The sequence below is a fragment of the Rhodoferax sp. GW821-FHT07G04 genome (assembly GCF_059418585.1).
The window spans coordinates 940,422-964,156 of the sequence record NZ_JBWKQD010000002.1 but is presented as its reverse complement, the minus strand read 5'-3'; the positions used below and the strand labels follow the sequence as shown (position 1 = coordinate 964,156).

The window sequence follows — 23,735 nt, the reverse complement described above, 5'->3', positions numbered from 1 at the left end:
TCACATGAAATCTCTACTCGACCTGTTCAAGCAGTTCACCCCTGATGAGCACTTTGAAGCCATCAAGATCGGCATGGCTTCGCCCGAGAAGATCCGTTCCTGGTCTTTCGGTGAAGTGCGCAAGCCAGAAACCATCAACTACCGCACTTTCAAGCCCGAACGTGACGGCCTGTTCTGCGCCAAGATCTTCGGACCCATCAAGGACTACGAATGCCTGTGCGGCAAGTACAAGCGCCTGAAGCACCGTGGTGTGATCTGCGAGAAGTGTGGCGTTGAAGTTACACAGACCAAGGTTCGCCGCGAACGCATGGGCCACATTGATCTGGCCGCGCCTTGCGCCCACATCTGGTTCCTGAAGTCCTTGCCCAGCCGTCTGGGCCTGGTGCTGGACATGACACTGCGTGACATCGAACGCGTGCTGTACTTTGAAGCATATGTGGTCACCGATCCCGGCATGACCCCGCTGAAGAAGTTCAGCATCATGTCCGAAGACGATTTCGACGCCAAGTTCAAGGAATACGGCGACGAGTTCCAGGCCAAGATGGGCGCGGAAGGTATCAAGGATCTGCTGCAAAGCATCGACATCGAAGGTTCGATCGAGAAGCTGCGCAACGACTTGACCGGTTCTGAACTGAAGATCAAGAAGAACGCCAAGCGTTTGAAGGTTCTGGAAGCGTTCAAGAAATCCGGCATCAAGCCCGAGTGGATGGTGCTGGACGTGCTGCCCGTGTTGCCACCGGACCTGCGTCCGCTGGTGCCTCTGGACGGTGGCCGTTTTGCGACCTCTGACCTGAACGACCTGTACCGCCGCGTCATCAACCGCAACAGCCGTCTGCGCCGTTTGCTGGAACTGAAAGCTCCGGAAATCATTGCACGCAATGAGAAACGTATGCTGCAAGAAGCCGTGGACAGCTTGCTGGACAACGGCCGCCGCGGCAAGGCCATGACAGGCGCCAACAAGCGCGCGCTGAAGTCCCTGGCCGACATGATCAAGGGTAAATCCGGTCGTTTCCGCCAGAACTTGCTGGGCAAGCGCGTGGACTACTCCGGTCGTTCCGTGATTACCGTGGGCCCAACGCTCAAGCTGCACCAGTGCGGTCTGCCGAAATTGATGGCCTTGGAATTGTTCAAGCCCTTCATCTTCGCGCGCCTGGAAGCCATGGGCATTGCGACCACCATTAAGGCCGCCAAGAAGGAAGTCGAATCCGGCACGCCCGTCGTGTGGGATATCTTGGAAGAGGTCATCAAAGAGCACCCCGTGATGCTGAACCGTGCGCCTACGCTGCACCGTTTGGGTATCCAGGCCTTTGAGCCCATCCTGATCGAAGGCAAGGCGATCCAACTGCACCCCCTCGTTTGCGCGGCCTTCAACGCCGACTTCGACGGTGACCAGATGGCCGTTCACGTGCCCTTGTCGGTGGAAGCCCAGATGGAAGCCCGCACGCTGATGCTGGCCTCCAACAACGTGCTGTTCCCCGCCAACGGCGAGCCATCCATTGTTCCTTCGCAGGACGTGGTGCTGGGTCTGTATTACACGACCCGTGACCGTATCAACGGCAAGGGCGAGGGTCTGATCTTCTCCGACACCGGTGAAGTGCAGCGCGCCTTCGACGCGGGCGAGGTCGAACTCAATGCCCGCATCAACGTGCGTTTGACCGAGTGGACCAAAGACAAGGCAACTGGCGAGTTTGTGCCCTCCACCAAGTTGTGGGAAACCACGGCTGGCCGCGCCTTGTTGTCCGAAATCCTGCCCAAGGGCCTGCCTTTCTCCAACATCAACAAGGCGTTGAAGAAGAAGGAAATCTCCAAGCTGATCAACGTGTCTTTCCGCAAGTGCGGGTTGAAAGACACGGTGGTGTTTGCCGACAAGCTGCTGCAAAGCGGCTTCCGCCTGGCAACCAAGGCCGGTATTTCCATCTGTATCGATGACATGCTGGTGCCGCAAGAGAAGCACGGCATCATTGCCCGTGCCCAGAAGGAAGTCAAAGAGATCGAACAGCAATATGTGTCCGGTCTGGTGACCTCTGGCGAGCGCTACAACAAGGTGGTAGATATCTGGGGCAAGTCGGGTGACGAAGTGTCCAAGGTCATGATGGCCAAGTTGTCCAAGGAAACGGTCACCGACCGCCATGGCAACCAGGTGCAACAGGAATCCTTCAACTCCATCTACATGATGGCCGACTCCGGTGCCCGCGGCTCTGCAGCCCAGATTCGCCAGGTGGCCGGTATGCGGGGTCTGATGGCCAAGCCTGACGGCTCCATCATCGAGACACCGATTACCGCGAATTTCCGCGAAGGTCTGAACGTGTTGGAGTACTTCATCTCCACCCACGGTGCCCGTAAGGGTCTGGCCGATACGGCGTTGAAGACAGCGAACTCCGGTTACCTGACCCGCCGTCTGGTGGACGTGACGCAAGACTTGGTCGTGACCGAGCAGGACTGCGGCACCCACGGTGGTTACCTGATGCGCGCCATTGTCGAAGGCGGGGAAGTGATCGAGTCCCTGCGCGACCGCGTGCTGGGCCGCACGACCGCAGAAGACGTGCTGCATCCTGAGAACCGTGCTGTGTTGGCTTCGGCCGGCGACATGCTGGACGAAGACCTGATCGATGATCTGGAAGCCGCTGGCGTGGACGAAGTCAAGGTGCGTACCGCGCTGACCTGCGAAACCCGCTTTGGTATCTGCGCCAAGTGCTATGGCCGCGACTTGGGCCGTGGTGGCCTGATCAACGGCGGTGAAGCCGTCGGTGTGATCGCTGCGCAGTCCATCGGTGAACCCGGTACCCAGCTGACCATGCGTACCTTCCACATTGGTGGTGCCGCTTCGCGTGCTGCCATTGCTTCGAGCGTGGAAGCCAAGTCCAACGGGGTGATCGGCTTCAACGCCACGATGCGCTATGTGACCAACAGCAAGAAGGAACTGGTCGTGATCGCCCGTTCCGGTGAAATCATCATCCATGATGAGCATGGCCGTGAGCGCGAGCGCCACAAGGTGCCCTACGGTGCGATCTTGACCGTCAAGGCCGACCAGACGATCAAGGCTGGCGCCATCCTCGCCAACTGGGATCCGTTGACCCGCCCCATCATTACCGAGTTCGCTGGCAAGGCGCATTTCGAGAATGTGGAAGAGGGCCTCACGGTTGCCAAGCAGGTCGACGAAGTGACCGGTTTGTCCACCATGGTGGTTATCGACCCCAAGCGCCGCGGCGCAACCAAGGTGGTGCGTCCCCAGGTCAAGCTGATCGACGCGACTGGCAACGAAGTCAAGATCCCCGGCACCGACCACTCGGTGACGATTGGCTTCCAGATCGGTGCGCTGATCCAGGTGCGCGACGGTCAGGACGTGGGCCCCGGCGAAGTGCTGGCCCGTATCCCGATCGAAGGTCAGAAGACCCGCGACATTACCGGGGGTCTGCCCCGCGTGGCTGAGCTGTTCGAAGCCCGTACCCCCAAGGACAAGGGTACGCTGGCCGAGATCACCGGTACGGTGTCTTTCGGTAAGGAGACCAAGGGCAAGATTCGCCTGCAGATCACCGATCCCGATGGCAAGGTCTGGGAAGAACTGGTGCCCAAGGAAAAGAACATGCTGGTCCACGAAGGCCAGGTGGTCAACAAGGGTGAAGTGGTGGTGGACGGCCCGGCCGACCCGCAAGACATTCTGCGCCTGCTGGGCGCCGAAGAGCTGGCCCGCTACATCGTGGACGAAGTGCAGGACGTCTACCGCTTGCAAGGCGTGAAGATCAATGACAAGCACATCGAAGTGATTGTTCGTCAGATGCTGCGCCGCGTGGTGGTGGAAGCTGCAGGCGACTCCAGCTACATCAATGGTGAGCAAGTGGAGCGTTCGGAAATGCTCAACACCAACGATGCACTGCGCGCCGAAGGCAAGATCCCCGCGACCTACAGCAACCTGTTGCTGGGTATTACGAAGGCGTCTCTGTCCACCGACAGCTTCATCTCCGCGGCTTCCTTCCAGGAAACCACCCGCGTGCTGACCGAGGCTGCCATCATGGGCAAGCGCGACGAGCTGCGTGGTCTGAAGGAAAACGTCATCGTCGGTCGTCTGATTCCTGCCGGTACCGGTTTGGCCTACCACGAGGCACGCAAGGTTCGCGAAAACATGGACGACGCCGAGCGCCGCGCCATCGCCGAAGCCGAAGCGGCCGAGTTGGCAGGTGGTGATGCCGAAGCCGTCGCGGCATCCCACGACAGCGAAGGTGCTGCTAGCGAGTAAAACCGCATCGCTACACTAAACGTAGCACCCCAAACCCTTTTCACGAGGGGTTTGGGGTTTTTTGCATAATGGGCTATGGATCTTTCGCTGGTACTGGGGATCACACTGGCGCTGTGTGTGTTTTGGAGCGTTGGTGTCTACAACCGCCTGATGCGTATGCGGGCCAGGGGTCTGCGCGCCCTGGGCTCGGTCAAAAAGCATATGCGGCTGTATGCGGATCTGGTCCGCGACGACGTGGCCCAGGGGGCCGCCAGCCAAGCGCACAAGCCCAGCATGGAAGGTCTCCCCGATGACGATTGGTTGCAGCTGCAATCCGCACTCCAGGAGTTTGAGGCCGCTTTGAAAGATGCTCCTGCAAGCGCCTTGCGCGCTGACCATTTGTCGCGGTTGGGCCACGCATTTGACACCGTACAGCAGGTCTGGCATTCGGTAGACAGTGCTCCGCCTGATCTGGCCGGACCGGTGGTGCCCGCGACCCTGCGCACCCTATGGGATACCACGACCCGGCGCGTCGAAACCGCGCGCGGCGGTTTTAACCAGATCGCCGGCCAATACAACGAAGCCCTGGACCAGTTCCCGGCACGCCTAGTGGTAGGCATGATGGGCTTCAAACCCAGCGGCTTGCTTTAAGGATTTCATGCATTCCAAAACTGAACCGGTGCCTCTGTGGCGCCAACTGAGCGCAGCGGCGGGGGTGATACAGGCCGTGCGCGAGGGCATCTCCGGCACCGCTGCCGTCGAGCGCGTTCCTGCTGAGCTACGCCCTGGCGTGCAGGCCTTGGCCTTTCATGTATGGCGCAACCTGGGCCGGGCCGAGGCCCTGCGCAAGCGGCTCGCCACCCGCATGCCGCCGCCTGCGGCGGACGCCTTGCTGTGTGTTGCTTTGGCGTTGGCCTGGAACGATGCCGATGCGCCGTACGACACGTTCACTCTGGTCAACCAGGCGGTAGAGGCAGCCAAGCGCAGTGCTGGCACCCAACCCCAGGCCAACTTTGTGAATGCCTGCCTGCGGCGCTTCCTGCGTGAGCGGGAGGCCCTGGTTGCGAGCACCGACAACGATCCGGTCGCTGTGTGGAACCACCCCGGCTGGTGGATCAAGCGCCTGCAAAAGGAACGCCCCGCACAATGGCGCGATATCTTGACAACGGCCAACCAGCACGCGCCTATGACCTTGCGGGTCAATCTGCGCAAAACCAACCCGTCGGAGTATCTGGCGGCCTTGGAGCAAGCCGGCATCCCCGTGCAATCCTCGGCAGGCGCCTGCATCGTCTTGGCCCGACCGGTCGGGGTACAGCAGTTGCCGGGCTTTGCTGAAGGCCGGGTGTCGGTGCAAGACGGGGCTGCCCAAATGGCGGCGCCCTTGCTGTTACAGGGATGGCCTACCCAGGGCCTCGGCCTTCGCGTTCTGGATGCCTGTGCGGCGCCTGGGGGCAAAACGGGCCATCTGCTGGAGTTGGCCGACAGCGAGGTTGTGGCCTTGGAAATTGATGCCGTTCGTACCACCCGTATAGGTGAAAACCTGGTGCGGCTGGGTTTGCAAGCCCAGGTGCTCAGCGCCGATGCCGCCAAGCCACAGGATTGGTGGGATGGCCGGCCCTTCGACGCCATTCTGCTCGACGCACCCTGTACCGCATCGGGCATCGTACGACGCCATCCCGACGTGCGCTGGTTGCGCCGCGAGTCCGATGTGGGGCAATTGGCAGCCATCCAGAAGCGCATTTTGCAGGCGCTATGGCCCTTGTTGCGGCCTGGCGGGCGGCTGCTGTACTGCACCTGTTCGCTGTTTTTGGCGGAAGGGGACGCCCAAGTGCAAACGTTTCTCGCACACAACACCGACGCGGTGTTGCTGCCGTCGCCGGGCCATTTAATGCCCCAAAATGCCACAAAAGTGGATGCCGTCCCGGACAATGGACCTTGTGACCACGATGGCTTTTATTACGCGTTGCTGCAAAAACAGATGGCCTGATGCCGTTTTGCGCCAGCTATGTGTGCTGGCTTTTGCGGTGTTCGCGGGGCTTTGCCAGGCCCAGGTCGCCACCGAAATCTCACAATTCCAGGTGGAACGCGCGGATGAAGAGGTTCTGGTTTCGGCGCAGGTGGCTTTTGAACTGCCCAGTGCAGTGGAAGACGCTCTGCTCAAGGGCATCCCCATGTTCTTTGTAACCGAGGCCAGTGTGCTGCGGGAGCGCTGGTACTGGTACGACAGAAAGCTGGCCTCGGTGCAGCGCCGTTTGCGTCTGGCCTACCAGCCATTGACCCGCCGCTGGCGGCTCAATGTGACCAACGGGGCGGGCCGTGAGGTCAGCGTGGGCCTGGCCTTGAACCCCAGCTTCGACACGCTGGAAGAGGCCATGTCCTCCATCAAGCGCATCGCGCGCTGGAAAATCGCCGATGTGGCCGACCTTGACAGCGGCGTGAAATACAAGATCGAATTCAGCTTCAAGCTGGACTTGAGCCAACTGCCGCGCCCCTGGCAAATTGGTGCCCTGGGCCAGTCGGATTGGGACTTGGCTGCCTCCACCAACACCACGTTGACGCTCGCAGCCACCAAATGACGACGGACGATTTTCGCAATAGCGAACCGGCGCACACGCTACAGAGTTCCAGGGCCTTGCGCTGGGTAGTGGCCGCAGGCGCCGTCGCCATGGTCATCATCGGCTTGATCCTGCTGTACCTGTTGACACAGGCTACCAATAACCGCGAGATCAATGAAAGCAACTACGCGCGGCTGTTTATTGTGAATGTAGTTGTGGCGTCGGTCCTCTTTGCGGCCATTCTGTGGGTGGGCTACCGCCTGTTCGTGCGATTGCGTCAGGGGCGGTTTGGTAGCCGCCTGCTGGTCAAGCTGGCGGCCATCTTTGCCTTGGTCGGCGTTGCGCCCGGTCTATTGGTTTTCGGCGTTTCCTACCAGTTCGTTTCCCGTTCCATCGAAACCTGGTTTGACGTCAAGGTCGAAGGTGCGTTGGAGGCCGGGCTCAACCTGGGGCGCGTGACCCTGGACACGCTGTCTAGCGACCTCACGGCCAAAACACGCGCGGCGGCGGCCCAGCTATCCGAGACGGCGGAGGTGGCCATCGGTCTGCAATTAGACCGCATGCTGGAGCAACTGGGTGCTGCGGACGTAGCTGTTTGGAGCGCTTCAGGCAAACTGCTGGTCAGTGCGGGCCAGTCGCGCTTTCAACTGACCCCGGGCAAGCCAACCGCTTCCCAATTCCGGTCCGCGCGTTCCGATCGAGCACTGTCCTGGGTTGAAGGCCTGGACGACACCGCGGCGGCCAACCCGGGTAGCGTGCGGGTCAAAGTGTTGGTACCGATTTCAAGCTCCGTGCTAGGCCTGGCACCTGAGGGTCGCTATCTGCTGGTGTCGCGGGTTCTGCCTCCCAATCTGGTGACCAATGCTTTGGCGGTGGAGAGTGCCAACCGGGAGTACCAGGAACGGGCCTTGGGCCGCGAGGGCCTCAAGCGCATGTACCTGGGTACCTTGGCGCTGAGCCTGTTCCTGGCGGTGTTTGCCGCCGTGCTGTTGGCGGTGATCCTGGGCGACCAGATTGCACGCCCCTTGCTGATGCTGGCCGAAGGGGTGAGTCAGGTAGCTGCCGGTGACCTGACACCCAAATTGGCGACGCGCGGCAAGGATGAGCTGGGCGGGTTGACCAGGGCCTTTGCGTCGATGACCGAACAACTGGCCGACGCACGCCAGGCGGTGCAGCAAAGCATGTCGCAGGTCGATGCGGCGCGGGCTAATTTGCAAACCATTCTGGACAATTTGACGGCCGGCGTCATCGTGCTGGATGCAGAGGGTGGCATTCGCTCTTCGAACCCCGGTGCCGCGCGCATCCTGAAGGTGGCCTTGGCGGAGTACGAAGGCCGGTCATTGGCTTCTATCGACGGCTTGCAGGAGTTTGGCCAGGCGGTGCAAACCCAGTTTGCGGACTTCCTGCACCAGCGTACCGAACAGGACCTGGACCACTGGCAAAAGTCGTTTGAATTGAGCGCCGGCAACGCCACCGCTGCCCACGGCCCGTTTGACCGCACGCTGACCCTGGTCGCCCGGGGGGCTGAACTGCCGGGCAATGCGCGGCTGCTGGTGTTTGACGACATTTCCGACATCGTGTCGGCCCAGCGCGCCCAGGCCTGGGGCGAAGTGGCCAGGCGCCTGGCGCATGAGATCAAGAACCCGCTGACCCCCATCCAGTTGTCGGCCGAGCGGTTGCAGATGAAGCTCGCAGGCAAGGTGGAGGGGGCTGACCTGGCCGTGCTGACCAAGTCCGTCAAAACCATTGTCGACCAAGTGGACGCGATGAAGCGCCTGGTCAACGATTTCAGGGACTATGCACGCCTGCCCGCAGCCGAGCTCAAGCCGGTGGATCTGAATGCTTTGGTAACGGATGTCTTGCATCTCTACGAAAGCGAAGGCCAAAACGTGCCGGTGCGGGCCGAACTGGATGCCGCCGCCCCGAAGGTCATGGGCGATGCGCAGCAACTGCGCCAGGTCATTCACAACCTGCTGCAAAACGCACAAGACGCCAGCGAAGTAATCCATGCGCAGGCCGCCGGAGAAGACCGCAGCGTTGTGGTCCGCACCCAGTACCAACGCACCGCCGCACGCGTGCGCTTGAGCGTGCTGGATTGCGGTGGAGGCTTTCCGGAACACATACTCAAACGCGCGTTTGAGCCTTATGTCACGACCAAAGCCAAAGGCACGGGCCTGGGCCTGGCCGTGGTGAAGAAAATTGCCGATGAGCATGGCACACGCATCGACATCGTAAACCGTGTTACAGACGGTAGCGTGGTCGGTGCGCAAGTATCGTTATCATTGGCGACCGACGCCCAAGCCCCGGCTTGAGCGCGCACACAGGCAAGAAAGAGACATCGCGATACCATGGCAAACATTCTGGTTGTTGATGACGAGCACGGCATTCGGGATTTGCTTTGGGAAATCCTCAACGACGAAGGTCACAACGTAGAGCTCGCAGAAAATGCGGCGCAGGCACGCTCAGCCCGTACACGTGAGCGCCCCGACCTGGTGCTGCTGGACATCTGGATGCCTGACACCGATGGCGTGACCCTGCTCAAGGAGTGGTCCTCCAACGGGCTGCTGACCATGCCGGTCATCATGATGAGTGGCCACGCCACCATCGATACCGCGGTGGAGGCGACCAAGATCGGCGCTTTGGCGTTTCTCGAAAAGCCCATCACGTTGCAAAAACTACTCAAGGCGGTGGAGCAAGGCTTGGCCCGCAGCAGTCAGCACAAGGCGCCACCCGTGGCGGCTGCACGGCCCCTGGTAACCGCGCTGGAATCCGCTACCTATGCGGCCCCCATAGCCATAGCGACCACCGAAGCCGGCCTGCAAGCCACACAAAATTTTGTGCTGGACAAGCCGTTGCGCGAGGCGCGGGACGAGTTTGAGAAAGCCTATTTCGAATACCACCTGGCCCGCGAAAACGGTTCCATGACGCGGGTCGCCGAGAAGACCGGACTGGAGCGCACCCACCTGTACCGCAAGCTCAAACAACTGGGCGTCGACCTGACGCGCGGCAAGCGCAACGGAATTTGACAGCGCGATTTCAAAATCGCGAAATCTTCCTGCTATAATCGATGGCTCAGGCCCGGTAGCTCAGTCGGTAGAGCAGAGGATTGAAAATCCTTGTGTCGGTGGTTCGATTCCGCCCCAGGCCACCAAATTTAAAAACCCGTCGTCTGATGGGTTTTTATTTTGACCACCCCGGTGGTCACATGCGGGAATAGCTCAGTTGGTAGAGCGATACCTTGCCAAGGTATAGGTCGAGAGTTCGAGCCTCTTTTCCCGCTCCAAATTTCCCCCCTGTTTTCCGTTGATCCCTCTGCATTGGCAGAGGGTTGCGGTGTTTAGCGCTTGTTTGCAGGCTTTTACATGCCCGATAGGCCTCCACGGGTGGCGAAGAAACGCCGGCTGGAGTAGCATTGCCACAAATTACGGAGAATTTCCATGTTCAGTGGTTTTCTTGGTAGGGGCAAAAAGCCGGACAGTCCACCCGATGCTGTGGATTCCCGTGGGCTGGAGGTGGTGGAAGACGACCCGGACACTACCTGGGGCCTGTGGGAAAGCGCGGTGGCCGAGCAGGACTCCAAATTCAGCGCACTCCCCACCCTAGACTCCGACCCCAACGGCCCCGCATACCAGAGCACAACGCCCATGGGCTTGTCCGATGCTGATGCACAAAACATGTCTCGCGAAGAGCGCACCCTCGCCCAGCGCAAGGACGATGCGCTGATGACCGTCGAGCTGCACCACCACCGCATCGCCAACACCATCCGCACGCTATGGGGCTACAAGGAATGCAGCGACTACATTTCCAAGCTGATACTCAGTGGTGGTGATGGCATGGGCCATGCCCGTATGGGCTTCCAGCAAGACGCTGCCAATGCGATGATGCTGTTGGCCGAGCTGCACGACCTCCAGTTTGGCCGCACCGATGACAGCATAGGCTCCGGCTTTGCTGACCTGAGCGTGCGTACCGGGTACGACGGATTCCGCTAAACCTAACTAGCGCGGTGTAGCGGCCGCTGCATTCAGCGCCGCCTTTTTTGCAAACTCCGCCCGCAGCGCCTTGAGTTTTTCGCGCGGGTCTTCGCGCACGGTGGCCTGGTCCAGCCCCATTTCGGCGATGAAGCGGCTGGGCAGGGCGGCCACCATCTCTCGCCCCTTTTTACGGCGCCGCGTCCAACTGACGGCCAGGCTGCGCTGGGCGCGGGTGATGCCCACGTACATCAGCCGGCGCTCTTCCTGCAGGTGCTGGGCTACGTCTTCGTTGGCGGACTCGTGGGCCGCCTCTGACCCACCCAGGGAGTCGGCACCGTCTTTCAGCTTGAAGGGCAGCATGCCCTCCGTCACACCCACCAGCAGCACATGGGGCCACTCCAGCCCCTTGGATGCGTGCAAGGTGGATAGCGTGACCACGTCCTGGTCTTTCTCCCGCTCGCTGATGGTGGACAGCAGGGCAATGTTCTGCGCTACTTCCAGCAGCGACTTCACCTCGCGCTGCATGGTCACGCCGGCGGCGTCATCCAGCTCGCCGCCGCAGCGCTCGGCCATCCAGTCGCAAAACTCCAGCACATTGGCCCATTTGGCGGCGGCCACTTTGTCGCTGTCTTCGCTATCGAGCAGGTGCTTTTCGTAGCCTATGTCCTTGAGCCAGTCCATCATGAAGGTCTTGGCGGCTTCGGCCCCCTCGGTATGGCGGGCCCGGTATTCCAGGTCGTTCACATAGCGGCCAAACTCGTGGAGGCTGCCCAGCGCCTTGGCCGCCAGCACGGAGCCCAGCGAGCTGGAGAACAGCGACTCGAACAGGCTGAGCTTGTACTGGCTGGCAAACACCCCCAGCGTACCCAGCGTGGTGTGGCCTATGCCGCGCTTGGGCGTGGTCACGGCCCGCAGAAAAGCCGGGTCGTCGTCATTGTTGGCCCACAGTCGAAACCAGGCACACAGGTCGCGGATCTCGGCCCGGTCGAAGAAACTCTGGCCGCCCGACACCTTGTACGGAATATTGGCCTTGCGCAGCGCTTTCTCAAAGGGCTTGGCCTGGTGGTTGGCGCGGTACAGCACGGCGAAGTCGCGGAACTCCTTGTACTGCTTGCCCTCTTGCAGCAAGGCCCCTTCGGCGCGCAGGCTCTGGATACGGGCCACGGCCCGCTCAGCCTCATGCTCCTCGTTGTCGGCGTCCACCACCCGCACCGGCTCCCCTTCGCCCAGCTCGCTGAACAGCGTTTTGGGAAACATCTTGGGGTTGGGGCCGATCACGTTGTTGGCGGCCCGCAAAATGGCGCTGGTGGAGCGGTAGTTCTGCTCCAGCTTGATGACCTTGAGCGCCGGGAAGTCCACCGGTAGCTTGCGCAGATTGTCCAGCGTGGCCCCGCGCCAGCCGTAGATGGATTGGTCGTCATCCCCCACCGCGGTGAAACGGGCGCTGTCGGCTGGGTTGCCGCCGACGATGAGCTTGAGCACCTCGTACTGCGTGGCATTGGTGTCCTGGTATTCGTCGACCAGCACGTGGCCCATCATGCGTTGCCAGCGCTGGCGCACGGGCTCGTGGTCGCGCAGCAATTTGAGCGGCAGGCTGATCAGGTCGTCAAAATCCACGCTCTGGTAGGCCGTCAGCCGCTCTTCATAGCGGCCCATGACGACCGCCGTAACCCGCTCGTTGTCGTCCGCGGCCTGGGCCAGGGCCTGTTCGGCATTCAGGCCCGCGCTCTTCCAGGCGCTGATGGTCCATTGCCACTGGCGGGCGGTGGCGGCGTCGGTGGTGCCACCGGCGTCTTTCAGGATATTGGTCACGTCGTCGCTGTCCAGGATGCTGAATTGCGGCTTGAGCCCCAGCACGGCACCGTCCTGGCGCAGCATGCGCACACCCAGTGCGTGGAAGGTGCAGACCACCACATCCTTGGCCGCCTTGCCGATCAGGCCCTTGGCGCGCTCCCGCATTTCCGCCGCCGCCTTGTTGGTGAAGGTGATGGCTGCAATCTTTTGCGGCGCCAGTCCCGCCTGGATCAGCCGGCCGATCTTGTGCGTGATGACCCGTGTCTTGCCCGAACCGGCGCCGGCCAACACCAGGCAGGGGCCGTGCATGTAGTTCACGGCCTCCTGCTGGGCCAGGTTCAGGCCGTGGGCAATGGGGGAGGCGGGGGGAGAGGAAGGAGACGACGGGGCAGACATTCGAACGGGGCATTCCGGGCAGACAAGCGCCCCATCTTACCGGGCGGGCATTCCGCCATCTGGAGTGTTCAGACGGGGCTGGAATGCATTAAAAACCCTATTTTGGGTATGTTGCAAAGGGTTGATAGCGAATTTGGCCTCTAGCCCTCGTCGGATATGCATCATCCGCTATCAAAAGTATAGTGATTTGCTCGACAACTCCTGGCGCCACCGCGCCCAAAATACCGGACAATGGCCCCGTGCTGCAAATCCTCACTGTCACATTTCCCTTTTTCGCCCTGGTCCTGTGCGGGTTCATCGCCGCGCGTCGGGGCATGCTGCCCATGGCGGCCATTCCCGGCCTGAACACCTTTGTGCTGTTCTTCGCGCTGCCCTGCATGCTGTACCGCTTCGGCGCCAGCACGCCGATTGCGCAGTTGCTGGACCCTAGCGTGGCGCTGACCTACCTGCTGTGCGCCCTGGTCATGGTGGGCTTCGTCGTGGCCGTCACACGCCACGGGCGCATTGGCTGGAACGATGCCGCCTTTGGCGCCTTGGTCGGCGCCTTCCCGAACACCGGCTTCATGGGTGTGCCCCTGTTGGTGGCACTTTTGGGCCCCAAGGCTGCCGGGCCGGCCATCGTGACCATTTTGGTGGACATGGTGATCACCACCTCGCTGTGCATCGCGCTGTCGCGGCTGGGCGCCCACGCCCCCGGCGAGGCATCGGCCGGGCAGGCCGCCAAGAATGCGCTCAAGGGCGTGGCCACCAACCCCATGCCCTGGGCGATCCTGCTGGGCGCCGTGGTGTCGGCACTGCAACTGGATTTCCCTAAACCCGTCGTGCAGACCGTAGGCCTGCTGGCCGACGCGGCGTCGCCTGTGGCCCTGTTCACCATCGGGGCCGTGCTGGCCCGCTCCCAGATGCTGGCCAAAGAGGACAAAGCCCATGCCGTGCATTGGCTGGAAGTGGTGCCGGTGGCGGCCATCAAGCTCTTCCTGCACCCGCTGCTGGTGCTGCTGGTGGGGGCCGGCGCCATCCAGCTGGGCGTGCATATCGACCGCTTTGCGCTGACCGTGCTGGTGCTGCTGGCCGCCTTGCCCAGTGCGAGCAATGTGTCGCTGCTGGCTGAACGCTTTGGGGCGGACAACGGGCGCATTGCGCGCATCATCCTGGTGTCCACCGCTGCCGCGTTTTTTACGTTTGCCGGGGCTGTGACGCTGATGACCTGACGCCTGTCAGGGTGCTCCCCGCTTCTCCCGGTAACTCCCCGGACTCTCCCCCGTCCACTCTTTGAACGCGTGGTTGAACGCGCTCTGGTCTTGGTAGCCCAGCAAAAATGCCACATCGGCCAGGCTCAGGTCGCGCTGCCGTAGGTAAGCCGGGGCCAGTTCTTGGCGCGTCTGGTCCAGCAACTGCTGGAAGCTGGCGCCGGCATCGGCCAGTTTGCGTTGCAGCGTGCGCTGGCTTAAGGCAAGCTCTTCGGCAATGGTGCCGACGCGGGCCTTGTCCTGGGCGAGGTTGTTGGCGATGCTGGCGCGCACCTGGGCCACGATGCCACCGTCGCCGCCCTGGGCGCGTAGCTTGGCCTGCAGCAGTTGCTCGGCATGTTGTTGCAGCACCGGGTACAGGCTGACATCGGCGTTGGGTACGGGCAGGGCCAGCAGCGCCGCGTCAAAGCGCGCGCAGTTGACCGGGGCGCCAAACGTCATGTCGGGGCCAAATAGCCGGTGGTGTTCGCTGACATCGGCCGGCGCGGCGTGGGTGAAGGCCACCGGTGCCGCCGGTAGGGGCGTGCCGGCCAGCCAGTCGCTGAAGACGCGCACACCGGCGAACACGCTCTCGGCCAGATGGCGGCTGGCAGTGGGAAAGTGGCTGCGCCACCGGTACTCGGCAGTGCCATCTTGCACCTGCAGTTCCGAGCGGCCCAGGTCGTGGGCCAAACCTTCATAGCGCAGGGTCTGCTGCAGCACCTGGCCGAAGTCGCGGCAGCTCAGCAAAATCAAACCATAGACCGCATAGGTGCCCAGCTTGACCCGCTGGCCCACATGCAGGCCAAAGTGGGGGTGCTGGGCGAGTTCGGCGCCGGCGTCCAGCAGGCGCACATAGTCGGTGGCGGCAATGGATTCGGGCAAAGGCGACAGCGCACTCTCGGGCAGGCCCACGGCCGCGGCTAAGTCACTCAGTGCCACGCCGCGCTCCACGGCCAACTCCAGCAGCGGCTGCAGGTAGGCGCCCGCCACCCGTCCGCCCATGGGGTGGTTTTCAACAGCGGTGGGAGCGGTTGGCACGTTAGAACAATCCCTTGTCATGAATGCGCAATACAGGGCGCATGCGCGTGGCTACAGTCGCGGCCAGTGTAGCAATTGCATGCTGCAAACGACAGCCAGGAGTACGGGTCATGAAGCGATGGAATGGATGGGGTGACGACAGCATAGAACTGGTTTTGCCAGCGGAGGCCATGCAGTTTTTGGAGCAACGCATTGGCGCCGGCATGCCCACGCCCGATGCCACGCTGGCGCAGGCCTGTGCCACCATACCCGCCAGCCGTTTGCCCACACACCCTCTGGTCGACACCCGCGCCGAGGCACGGCTGCGCAACAGCCTGGGCCACAGCCTGCCCGACTGGCTGAAGATGCGCAGCGGCCAGGTGGGGCGCGTCAGCGATGGCGTGGCCTTTCCCGAGAGCGCGGAGCATGTGCGGGAACTGCTGCAATTCGCCAAGCGTTGCGGCGCATCGGTGATACCGGTCGGCGGAGGCACCAGCGTGGTTGGGCATTTGACGGTGCCGGAGGCTGCTGGGCGGCCTGTGCTCAACATCAACCTGTCGCGCCTGAGCGCCTTGATCAACCTGGATTGCGAGGCCCAGCTAGCCACATTTGGCGCCGGCGTGCTGGGGCCGGATCTGGAAGCGCAGCTGCGCGCCCACGGCTACACGCTAGGGCATTTTCCGCAGTCGTTTGAATATTCCACACTGGGCGGCTGGGTGGTCACGCGTTCATCCGGCCAGCAGTCGCTGCGCTATGGGCGCATCGAGCAACTGTTTGCCGGTGGTTCGATGGAAACACCGGTGGGTACCTTGAATGTGAATACTTTCCCCGCCTCCGCCGCGGGTACAGACCTGCGCGAAATGGTGCTGGGCTCCGAGGGCCGCATGGGCGTGCTGACCGAGGCCACGGTGCGCATCACACCGCTGCCCGCACGCGAAGAATTCCACACCGTCTTTTTCCCCAGCTGGGCGCAGGCGCAAGAGGCCGTGCGCGCCATCGTGCAGGCCAAGCTGCCGCTGTCCATGCTGCGCCTGTCCAACGCGGTCGAGACGCTGACCACGCTGACGATGGCCGGCCACAAAACGCTGATTGGTTTGCTGGAGGGTTACCTGAGTCTGCGCGGTTGCAAGGACGGGAAGTGTTTGCTGATGATCGGCGCCAGCGGCAACACCGACACCGTGGGCCAGGCACTCAAGAGCGCCCAGCGCATCGCGCGCCGCCACCAGGGCGTGGCCATTGGCCAGGCCATGGGCAAGAAGTGGAAGGACAACCGCTTCCGCAACGTCTACCTGCGCAATGCGCTGTGGCTCAAGGGTTATGCCATCGACACCGTAGAGACGGCCTGCGACTGGAGCCGGGTCACGCCCATGGTCGGCGCGCTGGAAGGCGCGGCCACCCATGCGCTGGCACAGGACGGTGAACGCGTGCACACCTACACCCATCTGTCGCACCTGTACGCCCAGGGTGCCAGTGTCTACACGACTTTTGTCTATCGCCTCAGTGGCGACTATGCGACCGACCTGGCACGCTGGCGTGCGATGAAGGCCGCGGTGTGCGAGGCCATCGTCGCCAACGGCGGCACCATCAGCCACCAGCATGGTGTGGGCGTGGACCACGCGCCCTATCTGGCGGCGGAAAAGGGTGCCATGGGCATGGCGGCTATGCGCAGTCTGTTCCAGCATTTCGATCCGCAAGGCATCATGAATCCGGGCAAGCTGCTGCCCGCGGAAAACGCATGAGCAACGGCGCATCTGCTGTGCAGCCGGACGCGCAACGGGCGCAACTGCTGGCAAGTTTGCATGGCGAGCCATGGGACATCATCGTCATCGGTGGTGGCATCACTGGTGCCGGCATTTTGTTGGAAGCATCCCGCCGCGGCCTGCGTGCACTGCTGGTCGAGCAGCGCGACTTCGCGTGGGGGACATCCAGCCGCTCCTCCAAGCTGGTGCACGGCGGCCTGCGTTACCTGAAGGAGGGCAAGCTGGGCCTGACGCGGGACTCGGTGCGCGAGCGGCAGAATCTGATGCATGAGGCCGCCGGCCTGGTCGACCCGCAGAGCTTTGCCTTTGCCGACTACAAGGGCCGTAAGCCCGGGCGTTGGATGTTCCAACTGGGCCTCGCAATCTATGACTGGCTGGCCGGGCAGCGTGACGATCGCCACTATTTTTCACCCAACGATTTTTTGATGCTCGCGCCGAATATTGGCCGCGCTGATTTGCAGGGCGGCCTGTGCTACGTCGATGCCAAGACCGACGATGCGCGCCTGGTCTTGCGCGTGTTGCAAGAGGCACGCAGCCTGGGCGGCGTGGCCATCAACTATGTGGCGGCTGAGCAGTTGCTGCGCGATACCGATGGTGGTTCAGTGAATGGTGTGCAGTTGAAGGACGCCGTCAGCGGACAGAGCCATGCGGTGCATGCCAAGGTCGTCATCAACGCCACAGGTGTCTGGGCCGATAAGCTGCGCCAGCAGCAGGGCGCGGCACCCAAGCTGCGGCCCTTGCGCGGCAGCCATCTGGTACTGCCTGCCTGGCGTTTGCCCATCGCCCAGGCGATCAGCCTGATGCACCCCGAAGACGGTCGCCCGGTGTTTGCGTTTCCATGGGAAGGTGCAACCTTGGTCGGCACTACCGATATCGACCACGGCGGTGACTTGCGCGTGGATGCGACCATCACACCCGCGGAAATGCGCTACCTGCTGGCGGCGTTGCACTTCCAGTTCCCCCAATTGCAATTGACACAGGACGATGTGATAGCCACCTATGCTGGTGTGCGCCCCGTCATCGATACCGGCAAGGCCGATCCGTCCAAGGAAGGGCGTGACCACGCGGTGTGGATGGAGCAGGGCTTGCTGACCGTGACCGGTGGCAAGCTGACCACGTTCAGGCTGATTGCGCTGGACGCGCTGCGACACCTGGCCCATCTGTGGCCTGCGTTGGCGGATTCCGCCCCGGCCGGTGCTACCGTGCTGGAGCCCAGTGCTGCGCTGCCCGCCCACGCGGGCTTGCGCACGCAGCAGCGCCAGCGTTTGCAAGGCCATTACGGTGCACAAGCGGCGGAGGTGGTGTCCGCCGCACACGATGGTGAGCTAGACACCATCCCCGGCACGCACACGCTGTGGGTGGTGCTGCGCTGGGCCGCGCGCCATGAGGCCGTTATCCACCTGCAAGACCTGCTGCTGCGCCGCACGCGCCTGGGCCTGCTGCTGCGCGGCGGCGGCGCGGACCACCTGCCACGCATACGCGCTATCTGCCAAATTGAACTGGGCTGGGACGACACGCGCTGGGAGTCCGAACAGGCCGCCTACCTTGCGCTGTGGCAGCAGCATTACAGTCCGACACCAACAGCAGAATCCAAAGATTCGGAGAGCACCCATGGCTGAACCTACGATCCTTGCCATCGACAACGGCACCCAAAGCGTGCGCGCACTGCTGTTCGATCTGCAGGGCAATATCGTCGCCAAGGCCCAGGTGCGTCTGGAAGCGTATTTCTCCGAACACCCCGGCTGGGCCGAACACGACCCCGAGGACTACTGGCAAGCCGTCTGCACCGCCTGCCAGAGGCTGTGGCAAGAGAACCCCGGTGCGCGCGACACCGTCAAAGGCGTGGCGGTCACCACGCAGCGCGGCACCGTCATCAACCTCGACGCGCAAGGCCAACCGCTGCGCCCCGCCATCACCTGGCTGGATCAGCGCCGCACCGACACCGTGCCACCCATTGGCACGCTGTGGAAGTGGGCCTTCAAGCTGGCCGGTGTGCAAAGCACCATCAACTATTTCCGTGGCGAGGCCGAGATCAATTGGATCAAGGCGCACCAGGCGGATGTGTGGAACGAGACCGACAAATACCTGTTGCTGTCCGGCTACCTGAACCACCGCCTGTGCGGCAGGTTTGTGGACTCGGTGGGCTCGCAGGTGGCCTACCTGCCGTTTGACTACAAGCAACTGGGCTGGGCGAAAACCGGCGATTGGAAGTGGCAGGCGCTGGCCGTCAAGGCCGAGTGGTTGCCCGAACTGGTGGCACCCGGCGCGCGCATGGGCAGCATCACTGCCGCGGCGAGTGCCGCCACCGGCATCCCCGAAGGCACACCGCTGATGGCCGCCGCGGCCGACAAGGCCTGCGAGGTCATAGGCTCCGGCGGCCAGGCGCCCCACATCGGTTGCCTGAGCTATGGCACCACGGCCACCATCAACACCACCAGCGCCAAATACCTCGAGGTCACGCCCCTCATCCCGCCCTACCCGTCGGCCATACCCGGTGCCTACAGCACAGAAGTACAGATATTCCGCGGCTACTGGATGGTTAACTGGTTCAAGCAACAGTTTGGCCACCACGAGCAGCAGCAGGGCGCCGCGCAAGGCGTGGCACCCGAGGCGCTGTTCGACGAACTGGTCAACACCGTGCCACCGGGTTCCATGGGTCTGATGCTGCAGCCCTACTGGTCGCCCGGCATCAAGATCCCCGGCCCCGAGGCCAAGGGCGCCATCATCGGCTTTGGCGACGTGCACACCCGTGCCCACGTCTACCGCGCCATCCTCGAAGGCCTGGCCTATGCGCTGCGCGAGGGCAAGGAGCGCATCGAGAAGCGCAGCGGCGTGCCCATCACCGAGCTGCGCATCTCCGGTGGCGGCTCGCAAAGCGATGCGGCCATGCAACTCACGGCCGACATCTTTGGTCTGCCCGCCTCACGCCCCCATGTCTACGAGACCTCGGGCCTGGGCGCAGCCATCGACGCCGCCGTGGGGCTGGGCCTGCACCCGGACTTTGACACCGCGGTCAAGGCCATGACCCGCGTCGGCAAGACCTTCACGCCGATTGCCGCCAACCATGCGACCTACAACGCGCTGTATGCGAGCGTCTACCAGAAGATGTACGGAAAGTTGCAGCCGCTGTACCGGGCGATCCAGCGCATCACCGGCTATCCGCATATGCCCTAGTTGCCTGCCAGCATGTGTTTTTGGGGAAATGGGTTAAGAAAAAATGGCAGGTAGCCCTCGTCGAATATAAATGGGAAGCTATGTAATTTGTAGCAAATCGACGGTCTGCTACAGCTTGCCCTCTTTCCACATGATGACCATTTCAATTGGCCAGAACTCAAACGGGACAACCATCACGGCGTCCGTCGTCGGATGGGTTAGCAGCGGAAACGAGCCAGCCGACAGCACACCGTTGGGAATGTGCTTGCGAAACACCATGAAGGCGGCGGCACGCATCTCCTTGTTGGAAAAGACGGGCGGCAGCTTGAAACCCATGGACCGGTCCATCTCATCGCTGACCAACTGCGCGACAGCGGCCAACGCCGGATCGTTGGGCTGGGTTTCTTTCAGAGCAAAAATCTTGTGCCCGATCAGCCGCAGCTCCTGGGGGCGTGCGTCAAAGTAGGTGTCGTTGGAATGGACCAGGAGGGCGGGGCAGTCCACATCGCCGGGGGCAAACAGCAGTTTGTTGGCCTGTACTAGCGCACCCCATACGATGATCCCCTCTGTCAACAGCAGGGTCTGCTGTTTCAAAATCTCGCTCAAAGCGTCGGTCTCTTGCAGCCAGTAGGGTGCCTTCGCAGCTACCGACGCCAGCATGATGGGGTTGAACCTTTTCTGCGTCTGGACGAACGTGTCTCGCATCTTGCTGATGGCCCGTTCCATTTCGGGTTGCAGCGGCAGCGGGGCGACATAGTGTGCGCCGTTGGCCCATGCTTGCTTTGCGGTCGGAGCAGGCGTATTCCGCGGCGCAGGGGCGGCCTCTTGCACTTCCCGCAATTGATCCCACGTCTTTCCAAATGCCCACTTGATGCTCTTGATTCCACGCTCCATCGCACCATTCAACATAGAGACCTTGTCGTTTTCGACGTTTGCTTCGCGCAGCGTGGGGTCGAGGATTGCGAATGCGCGCCCGTCCTGGGCAGGACGGTAGGGAAAGGCAATCTTCAAACGCAGCGGCGACTTGCCGTAGGTGTACAGGAGCACCATCACCGCATCGCAGCGGCCGTGCTCGAAATCCGCCATACCGTCATAGGCAAGGACCTGCCAGGTCGCGCCTTGCGGGTTGTCTTCCAGGCTGCGCCCCGCCATTTCCAGGGCGCCATCGATATCGCTTCCTGGCATGCCCGTCATCGGCATGACCCAAGTCGTTGGTGCCGTGGAACTGAGACTGGTTGGCAGCACTGCGCCACCGTCGGCAGCCATCATCATCTGCCACGAAGCGATCTGCCCCAGGGCGTGCATGCCCGTCCACCACACGACCGGGCCGTCGCGTTCGATTTGCGCTACGAGACTCGCTACATATTCGCCCGCCCCGATTGCAGGACCACCATCACCCAGGACTTGCGACTCGACCCAGCCCAGCGGCATGAACGCAGCCCCCTGATCGAGCGCGTTGGCAATGAGCCGCGTAAATGGCGTGTCGGGCAGTTGGGTCCCGGCCGGCAACACGCGAAGCGCAGACGCGCGGTCATGCCAGTCGATGCTCGCTCCCGTATGTCGGCGCGTCACCTCGATCAGGTAGTACGCGATCAGCGCGCAGAAGTTGCGACCGGGCAGGGTCTCCTGCAGTGCCTCGCGCGAGGGCTTGGCCCGCTCGCGTATCGCCGCCATCAACTGGTCGAGCCTGCCCAGGCTTTGCTCCGAATAGTCGAGCCGCGCCTGCTGCAAGGCTTTGGAAAATTTCCAGCCCCCCTCCACTTCGCCGCCGCGCGCATAGGTTTCGAGGAAATGTTGGGCTACTTCATTCATATTGCTTTTCTGGAGCTTTGTTGATGGACCGGCGGCTTGGTGAGTGCCAAATATCTTACCCACCACAGGTTGCCCAACCTATCTTGAGGCTCAGGTGGCCTCCTTGGTAGGATACTTGCGTACTCGAACTCAATCGCCAAACATGCCGGACAAAGAAATAAATGCCCCTGCCTGGGGGTTGATGGGGCACACCCCAGAGGTCACCTGCGCAAAGTGTGACTATGCCCGCAAGGCGACAGATACCGTGCCCGCTTGGCAGTGTCCCCAGTGCGGGGTCGCCTACCTCAAATCGAAGGCTGCAGCGGAAGAGACGGCGCAACGTCGCGCGATGCGGCGCACAGCGAATGATGTGGCCGAAAAAGATGCAGAGCCATCGGACCCACCGACGCGCAAGTGGGTGGTGATCACCGTGTTCGCGTTGATTGGTGCCGTGGGTTGGCAATGGAATTACAAGCAATCGAGCGCCCGCGAAAAATTGGCCCAAAGAGAGGCGGCAGCCCGCCAGCAGCAGATCGATGCGGCGAAGCAAGAAATGCAGGAAGACGACAAGCTGATGCAGGCCATCGGTTATGCGCTCAACGGTAACGCGGCCAATAGTCTGGAAGCGCTGAATGCATACGCGTCAAAAGGCTCCACGCAAGCCATGGTGGCGTTGGGGCGCATCTACCAGACCGGCCGTGGGGTGGTGCGCAATCACGAACAGGCGATGGCCTGGTACCAAAAAGCAGCCGCAGGGGGAAGTGGCGTCGCCATGGTCAATCTTGGCTATGTGTATGAAATGGGGGACGGCGAGCAACGACAGCCTGAACTTGCGGCCAACTGGTATCTGCGTGCGGCGCGACAGGGTCACGCGTCGGGCTTGTACAGTTTGGCAGGCTTGGTCGAAAAGGGAAACGGCGTTGCGCAGGATATGCGCCAAGCCTATATGCTGTATGAGCTGGCGGGCAAGGCGTTTAGTGAGAATCCCAACGCGGACTATCTGTTGATACCCCGTGATCGCAGTGGCTTGGGCGCAGTGTCGAACCAGATCAATATGCGCAAAACCATGTCGCCCGTGGATGTTGTCAAAGGCAAGGAGCAGGCCGACGCATGGAAAATTGGTCAGCCGTTCCCCTCATAGTTCGGTCGGTGCAACGCCGAAGCGGTGGGCGCAGCTTACCGGCGGAACCACCAGAACATGCCCAGGAATGCCAAGCCGCCTATGAGCGGCGACCACGCCAGTAACAAAGACGGCAGTGATGCCTTGGGCAGACCAGACCAAACCTCGACCGAAACGCTGGTGACGTTCATGTTCTTGGCGCCAGCAAACCCCAAGCAGGGGGCGATCGCCTTGTCATCTTTTACGCTGATGGGCGCAATGGCCACTTGGCGTTCTACCAGTGCGCCGGCCTTGGCCTCCTGCTTGCTGACTTCAAGCACAAGCCCCAGACGTTTCGTGTTGTCTATCACCCAACCGGGTTGAAAGTAGGCAGTTGCATCACCGTTCTCTATCGCTGTACCGGAGACCTTGACAACCAGTGTGTAGGGGTTGCCACTGGTGACCAAGCTCAATTCTTTTCCAGCCCAGTCTTGTGTCTCGGCGAAGATGGTTGCAGGGTTCGTGGTCTTCTTGGGTGTGTAGCGCGCAAACTGGGCCAACGTCTCCACAGGCAGGTCGTATGTTTCGACCAATTTCTTTCCATACGCTCCAGGTTTGCTGTTTGCGGCTTCCGCTCCGGCCATGGTGGCGAGGCCAATAGTGCAGCACAGAGCCAGCAGGCTCCAGATCGCGGTCATGCCACACCGCATCATGTATAGCTGCCGAGCAGTAAAACAGGAAAATACCACGACAT

At 62.0% G+C, this 23,735-nt stretch carries 16 protein-coding genes and 2 tRNA genes; 14 read left to right on the top strand and 4 right to left on the bottom strand.

Going from position 1 to position 23,735, the window contains the following annotated elements; genetic code table 11:
* Window positions 1-4 precede the first annotated feature (4 nt).
* The 9 genes from rpoC (at window position 5) to AC07OO_RS13565 (ending at window position 10,757) form a co-directional block, all read left to right on the top strand.
* Window positions 5-4,234 (top strand): DNA-directed RNA polymerase subunit beta', encoded by a 4,230-nt coding sequence (gene rpoC, locus AC07OO_RS13605; RefSeq protein WP_495082636.1) that lies wholly within the window; start codon window positions 5-7, stop codon window positions 4,232-4,234.
* Between the two features lie 75 nt (window positions 4,235-4,309).
* The gene (locus tag AC07OO_RS13600) at window positions 4,310-4,864 is read left to right on the top strand and encodes a LemA family protein (RefSeq protein WP_495082635.1); all 555 of its coding nucleotides are present in this window, start codon (window positions 4,310-4,312) and stop codon (window positions 4,862-4,864) included.
* Between the two features lie 7 nt (window positions 4,865-4,871).
* Entirely contained in the window at window positions 4,872-6,200 is a 1,329-nt protein-coding gene (gene rsmB / locus AC07OO_RS13595; protein WP_495082634.1) for a 16S rRNA (cytosine(967)-C(5))-methyltransferase RsmB, read from the top strand.
* 7 nt (window positions 6,201-6,207) lie between these two features.
* A complete protein-coding gene (locus AC07OO_RS13590) occupies window positions 6,208-6,789 on the top strand; it encodes a DUF4390 domain-containing protein (protein WP_495082633.1) in 582 nt (193 codons plus the stop codon).
* Window positions 6,786-9,080: a sensor histidine kinase gene (locus AC07OO_RS13585; protein WP_495082632.1), complete on the top strand. Its 2,295-nt coding sequence runs from the start codon at window positions 6,786-6,788 to the stop codon at window positions 9,078-9,080. The genes AC07OO_RS13590 and AC07OO_RS13585 overlap by 4 nt, the downstream gene beginning before the upstream one ends.
* A gap of 36 nt (window positions 9,081-9,116) precedes the next feature.
* Window positions 9,117-9,794: a response regulator gene (locus AC07OO_RS13580; protein WP_495082631.1), complete on the top strand. Its 678-nt coding sequence runs from the start codon at window positions 9,117-9,119 to the stop codon at window positions 9,792-9,794.
* 49 nt (window positions 9,795-9,843) lie between these two features.
* A tRNA-Phe gene (locus tag AC07OO_RS13575) sits at window positions 9,844-9,919 on the top strand.
* A 56-nt stretch (window positions 9,920-9,975) separates the two neighbouring features.
* A tRNA-Gly gene (locus AC07OO_RS13570) sits at window positions 9,976-10,051 on the top strand.
* Window positions 10,052-10,205: 154 nt separating this feature from the next.
* Complete coding sequence (locus tag AC07OO_RS13565) at window positions 10,206-10,757, top strand: hypothetical protein (protein ID WP_495082630.1); 552 nt, start codon at window positions 10,206-10,208, stop codon at window positions 10,755-10,757.
* A 6-nt stretch (window positions 10,758-10,763) separates the two neighbouring features.
* Here the strand turns inward: AC07OO_RS13565 and AC07OO_RS13560 are convergent, their stop codons facing one another.
* On the bottom strand, window positions 10,764-12,929 hold the full coding sequence (locus tag AC07OO_RS13560; protein WP_495082629.1) for an ATP-dependent helicase: 2,166 nt from the start codon (window positions 12,927-12,929) through the stop codon (window positions 10,764-10,766).
* Window positions 12,930-13,168: 239 nt separating this feature from the next.
* Between AC07OO_RS13560 and AC07OO_RS13555 the strand changes: the two genes are divergently transcribed.
* Complete coding sequence (locus tag AC07OO_RS13555; protein WP_495082628.1) at window positions 13,169-14,140, top strand: AEC family transporter; 972 nt, start codon at window positions 13,169-13,171, stop codon at window positions 14,138-14,140.
* 6 nt (window positions 14,141-14,146) lie between these two features.
* Here the strand turns inward: AC07OO_RS13555 and AC07OO_RS13550 are convergent, their stop codons facing one another.
* A complete protein-coding gene (locus tag AC07OO_RS13550) occupies window positions 14,147-15,199 on the bottom strand; it encodes an AraC family transcriptional regulator (RefSeq protein ID WP_495082627.1) in 1,053 nt (350 codons plus the stop codon).
* Window positions 15,200-15,309: 110 nt separating this feature from the next.
* Here AC07OO_RS13550 and AC07OO_RS13545 point away from each other — a divergent pair, with 110 nt between their 5' ends.
* Genes AC07OO_RS13545 through AC07OO_RS13535 form a run of 3 tightly spaced genes read left to right on the top strand, consistent with a single transcriptional unit; the run spans window position 15,310 to window position 20,112 of the window.
* The gene (locus AC07OO_RS13545; RefSeq protein WP_495082626.1) at window positions 15,310-16,917 is read left to right on the top strand and encodes an FAD-binding oxidoreductase; all 1,608 of its coding nucleotides are present in this window, start codon (window positions 15,310-15,312) and stop codon (window positions 16,915-16,917) included.
* A complete protein-coding gene (locus AC07OO_RS13540; RefSeq protein WP_495082625.1) occupies window positions 16,914-18,557 on the top strand; it encodes a glycerol-3-phosphate dehydrogenase/oxidase in 1,644 nt (547 codons plus the stop codon). Before AC07OO_RS13545 ends, AC07OO_RS13540 begins: the two co-directional genes overlap by 4 nt.
* A complete protein-coding gene (locus AC07OO_RS13535) occupies window positions 18,550-20,112 on the top strand; it encodes an FGGY-family carbohydrate kinase (protein WP_495082624.1) in 1,563 nt (520 codons plus the stop codon). Before AC07OO_RS13540 ends, AC07OO_RS13535 begins: the two co-directional genes overlap by 8 nt.
* Window positions 20,113-20,220: 108 nt before the next feature.
* Here the strand turns inward: AC07OO_RS13535 and AC07OO_RS13530 are convergent, their stop codons facing one another.
* Window positions 20,221-21,903: a hypothetical protein gene (locus tag AC07OO_RS13530; RefSeq protein ID WP_495082623.1), complete on the bottom strand. Its 1,683-nt coding sequence runs from the start codon at window positions 21,901-21,903 to the stop codon at window positions 20,221-20,223.
* Between the two features lie 142 nt (window positions 21,904-22,045).
* On the opposite strand from AC07OO_RS13530, the gene AC07OO_RS13525 reads away from it, so the two are divergent.
* On the top strand, window positions 22,046-23,023 hold the full coding sequence (locus AC07OO_RS13525) for a tetratricopeptide repeat protein (RefSeq protein ID WP_495082622.1): 978 nt from the start codon (window positions 22,046-22,048) through the stop codon (window positions 23,021-23,023).
* 35 nt (window positions 23,024-23,058) lie between these two features.
* On the opposite strand, the gene AC07OO_RS13520 is transcribed toward AC07OO_RS13525, so the two are convergent.
* Window positions 23,059-23,679 (bottom strand): hypothetical protein, encoded by a 621-nt coding sequence (locus tag AC07OO_RS13520; protein ID WP_495082621.1) that lies wholly within the window; start codon window positions 23,677-23,679, stop codon window positions 23,059-23,061.
* Window positions 23,680-23,735: the final 56 nt, after the last annotated feature.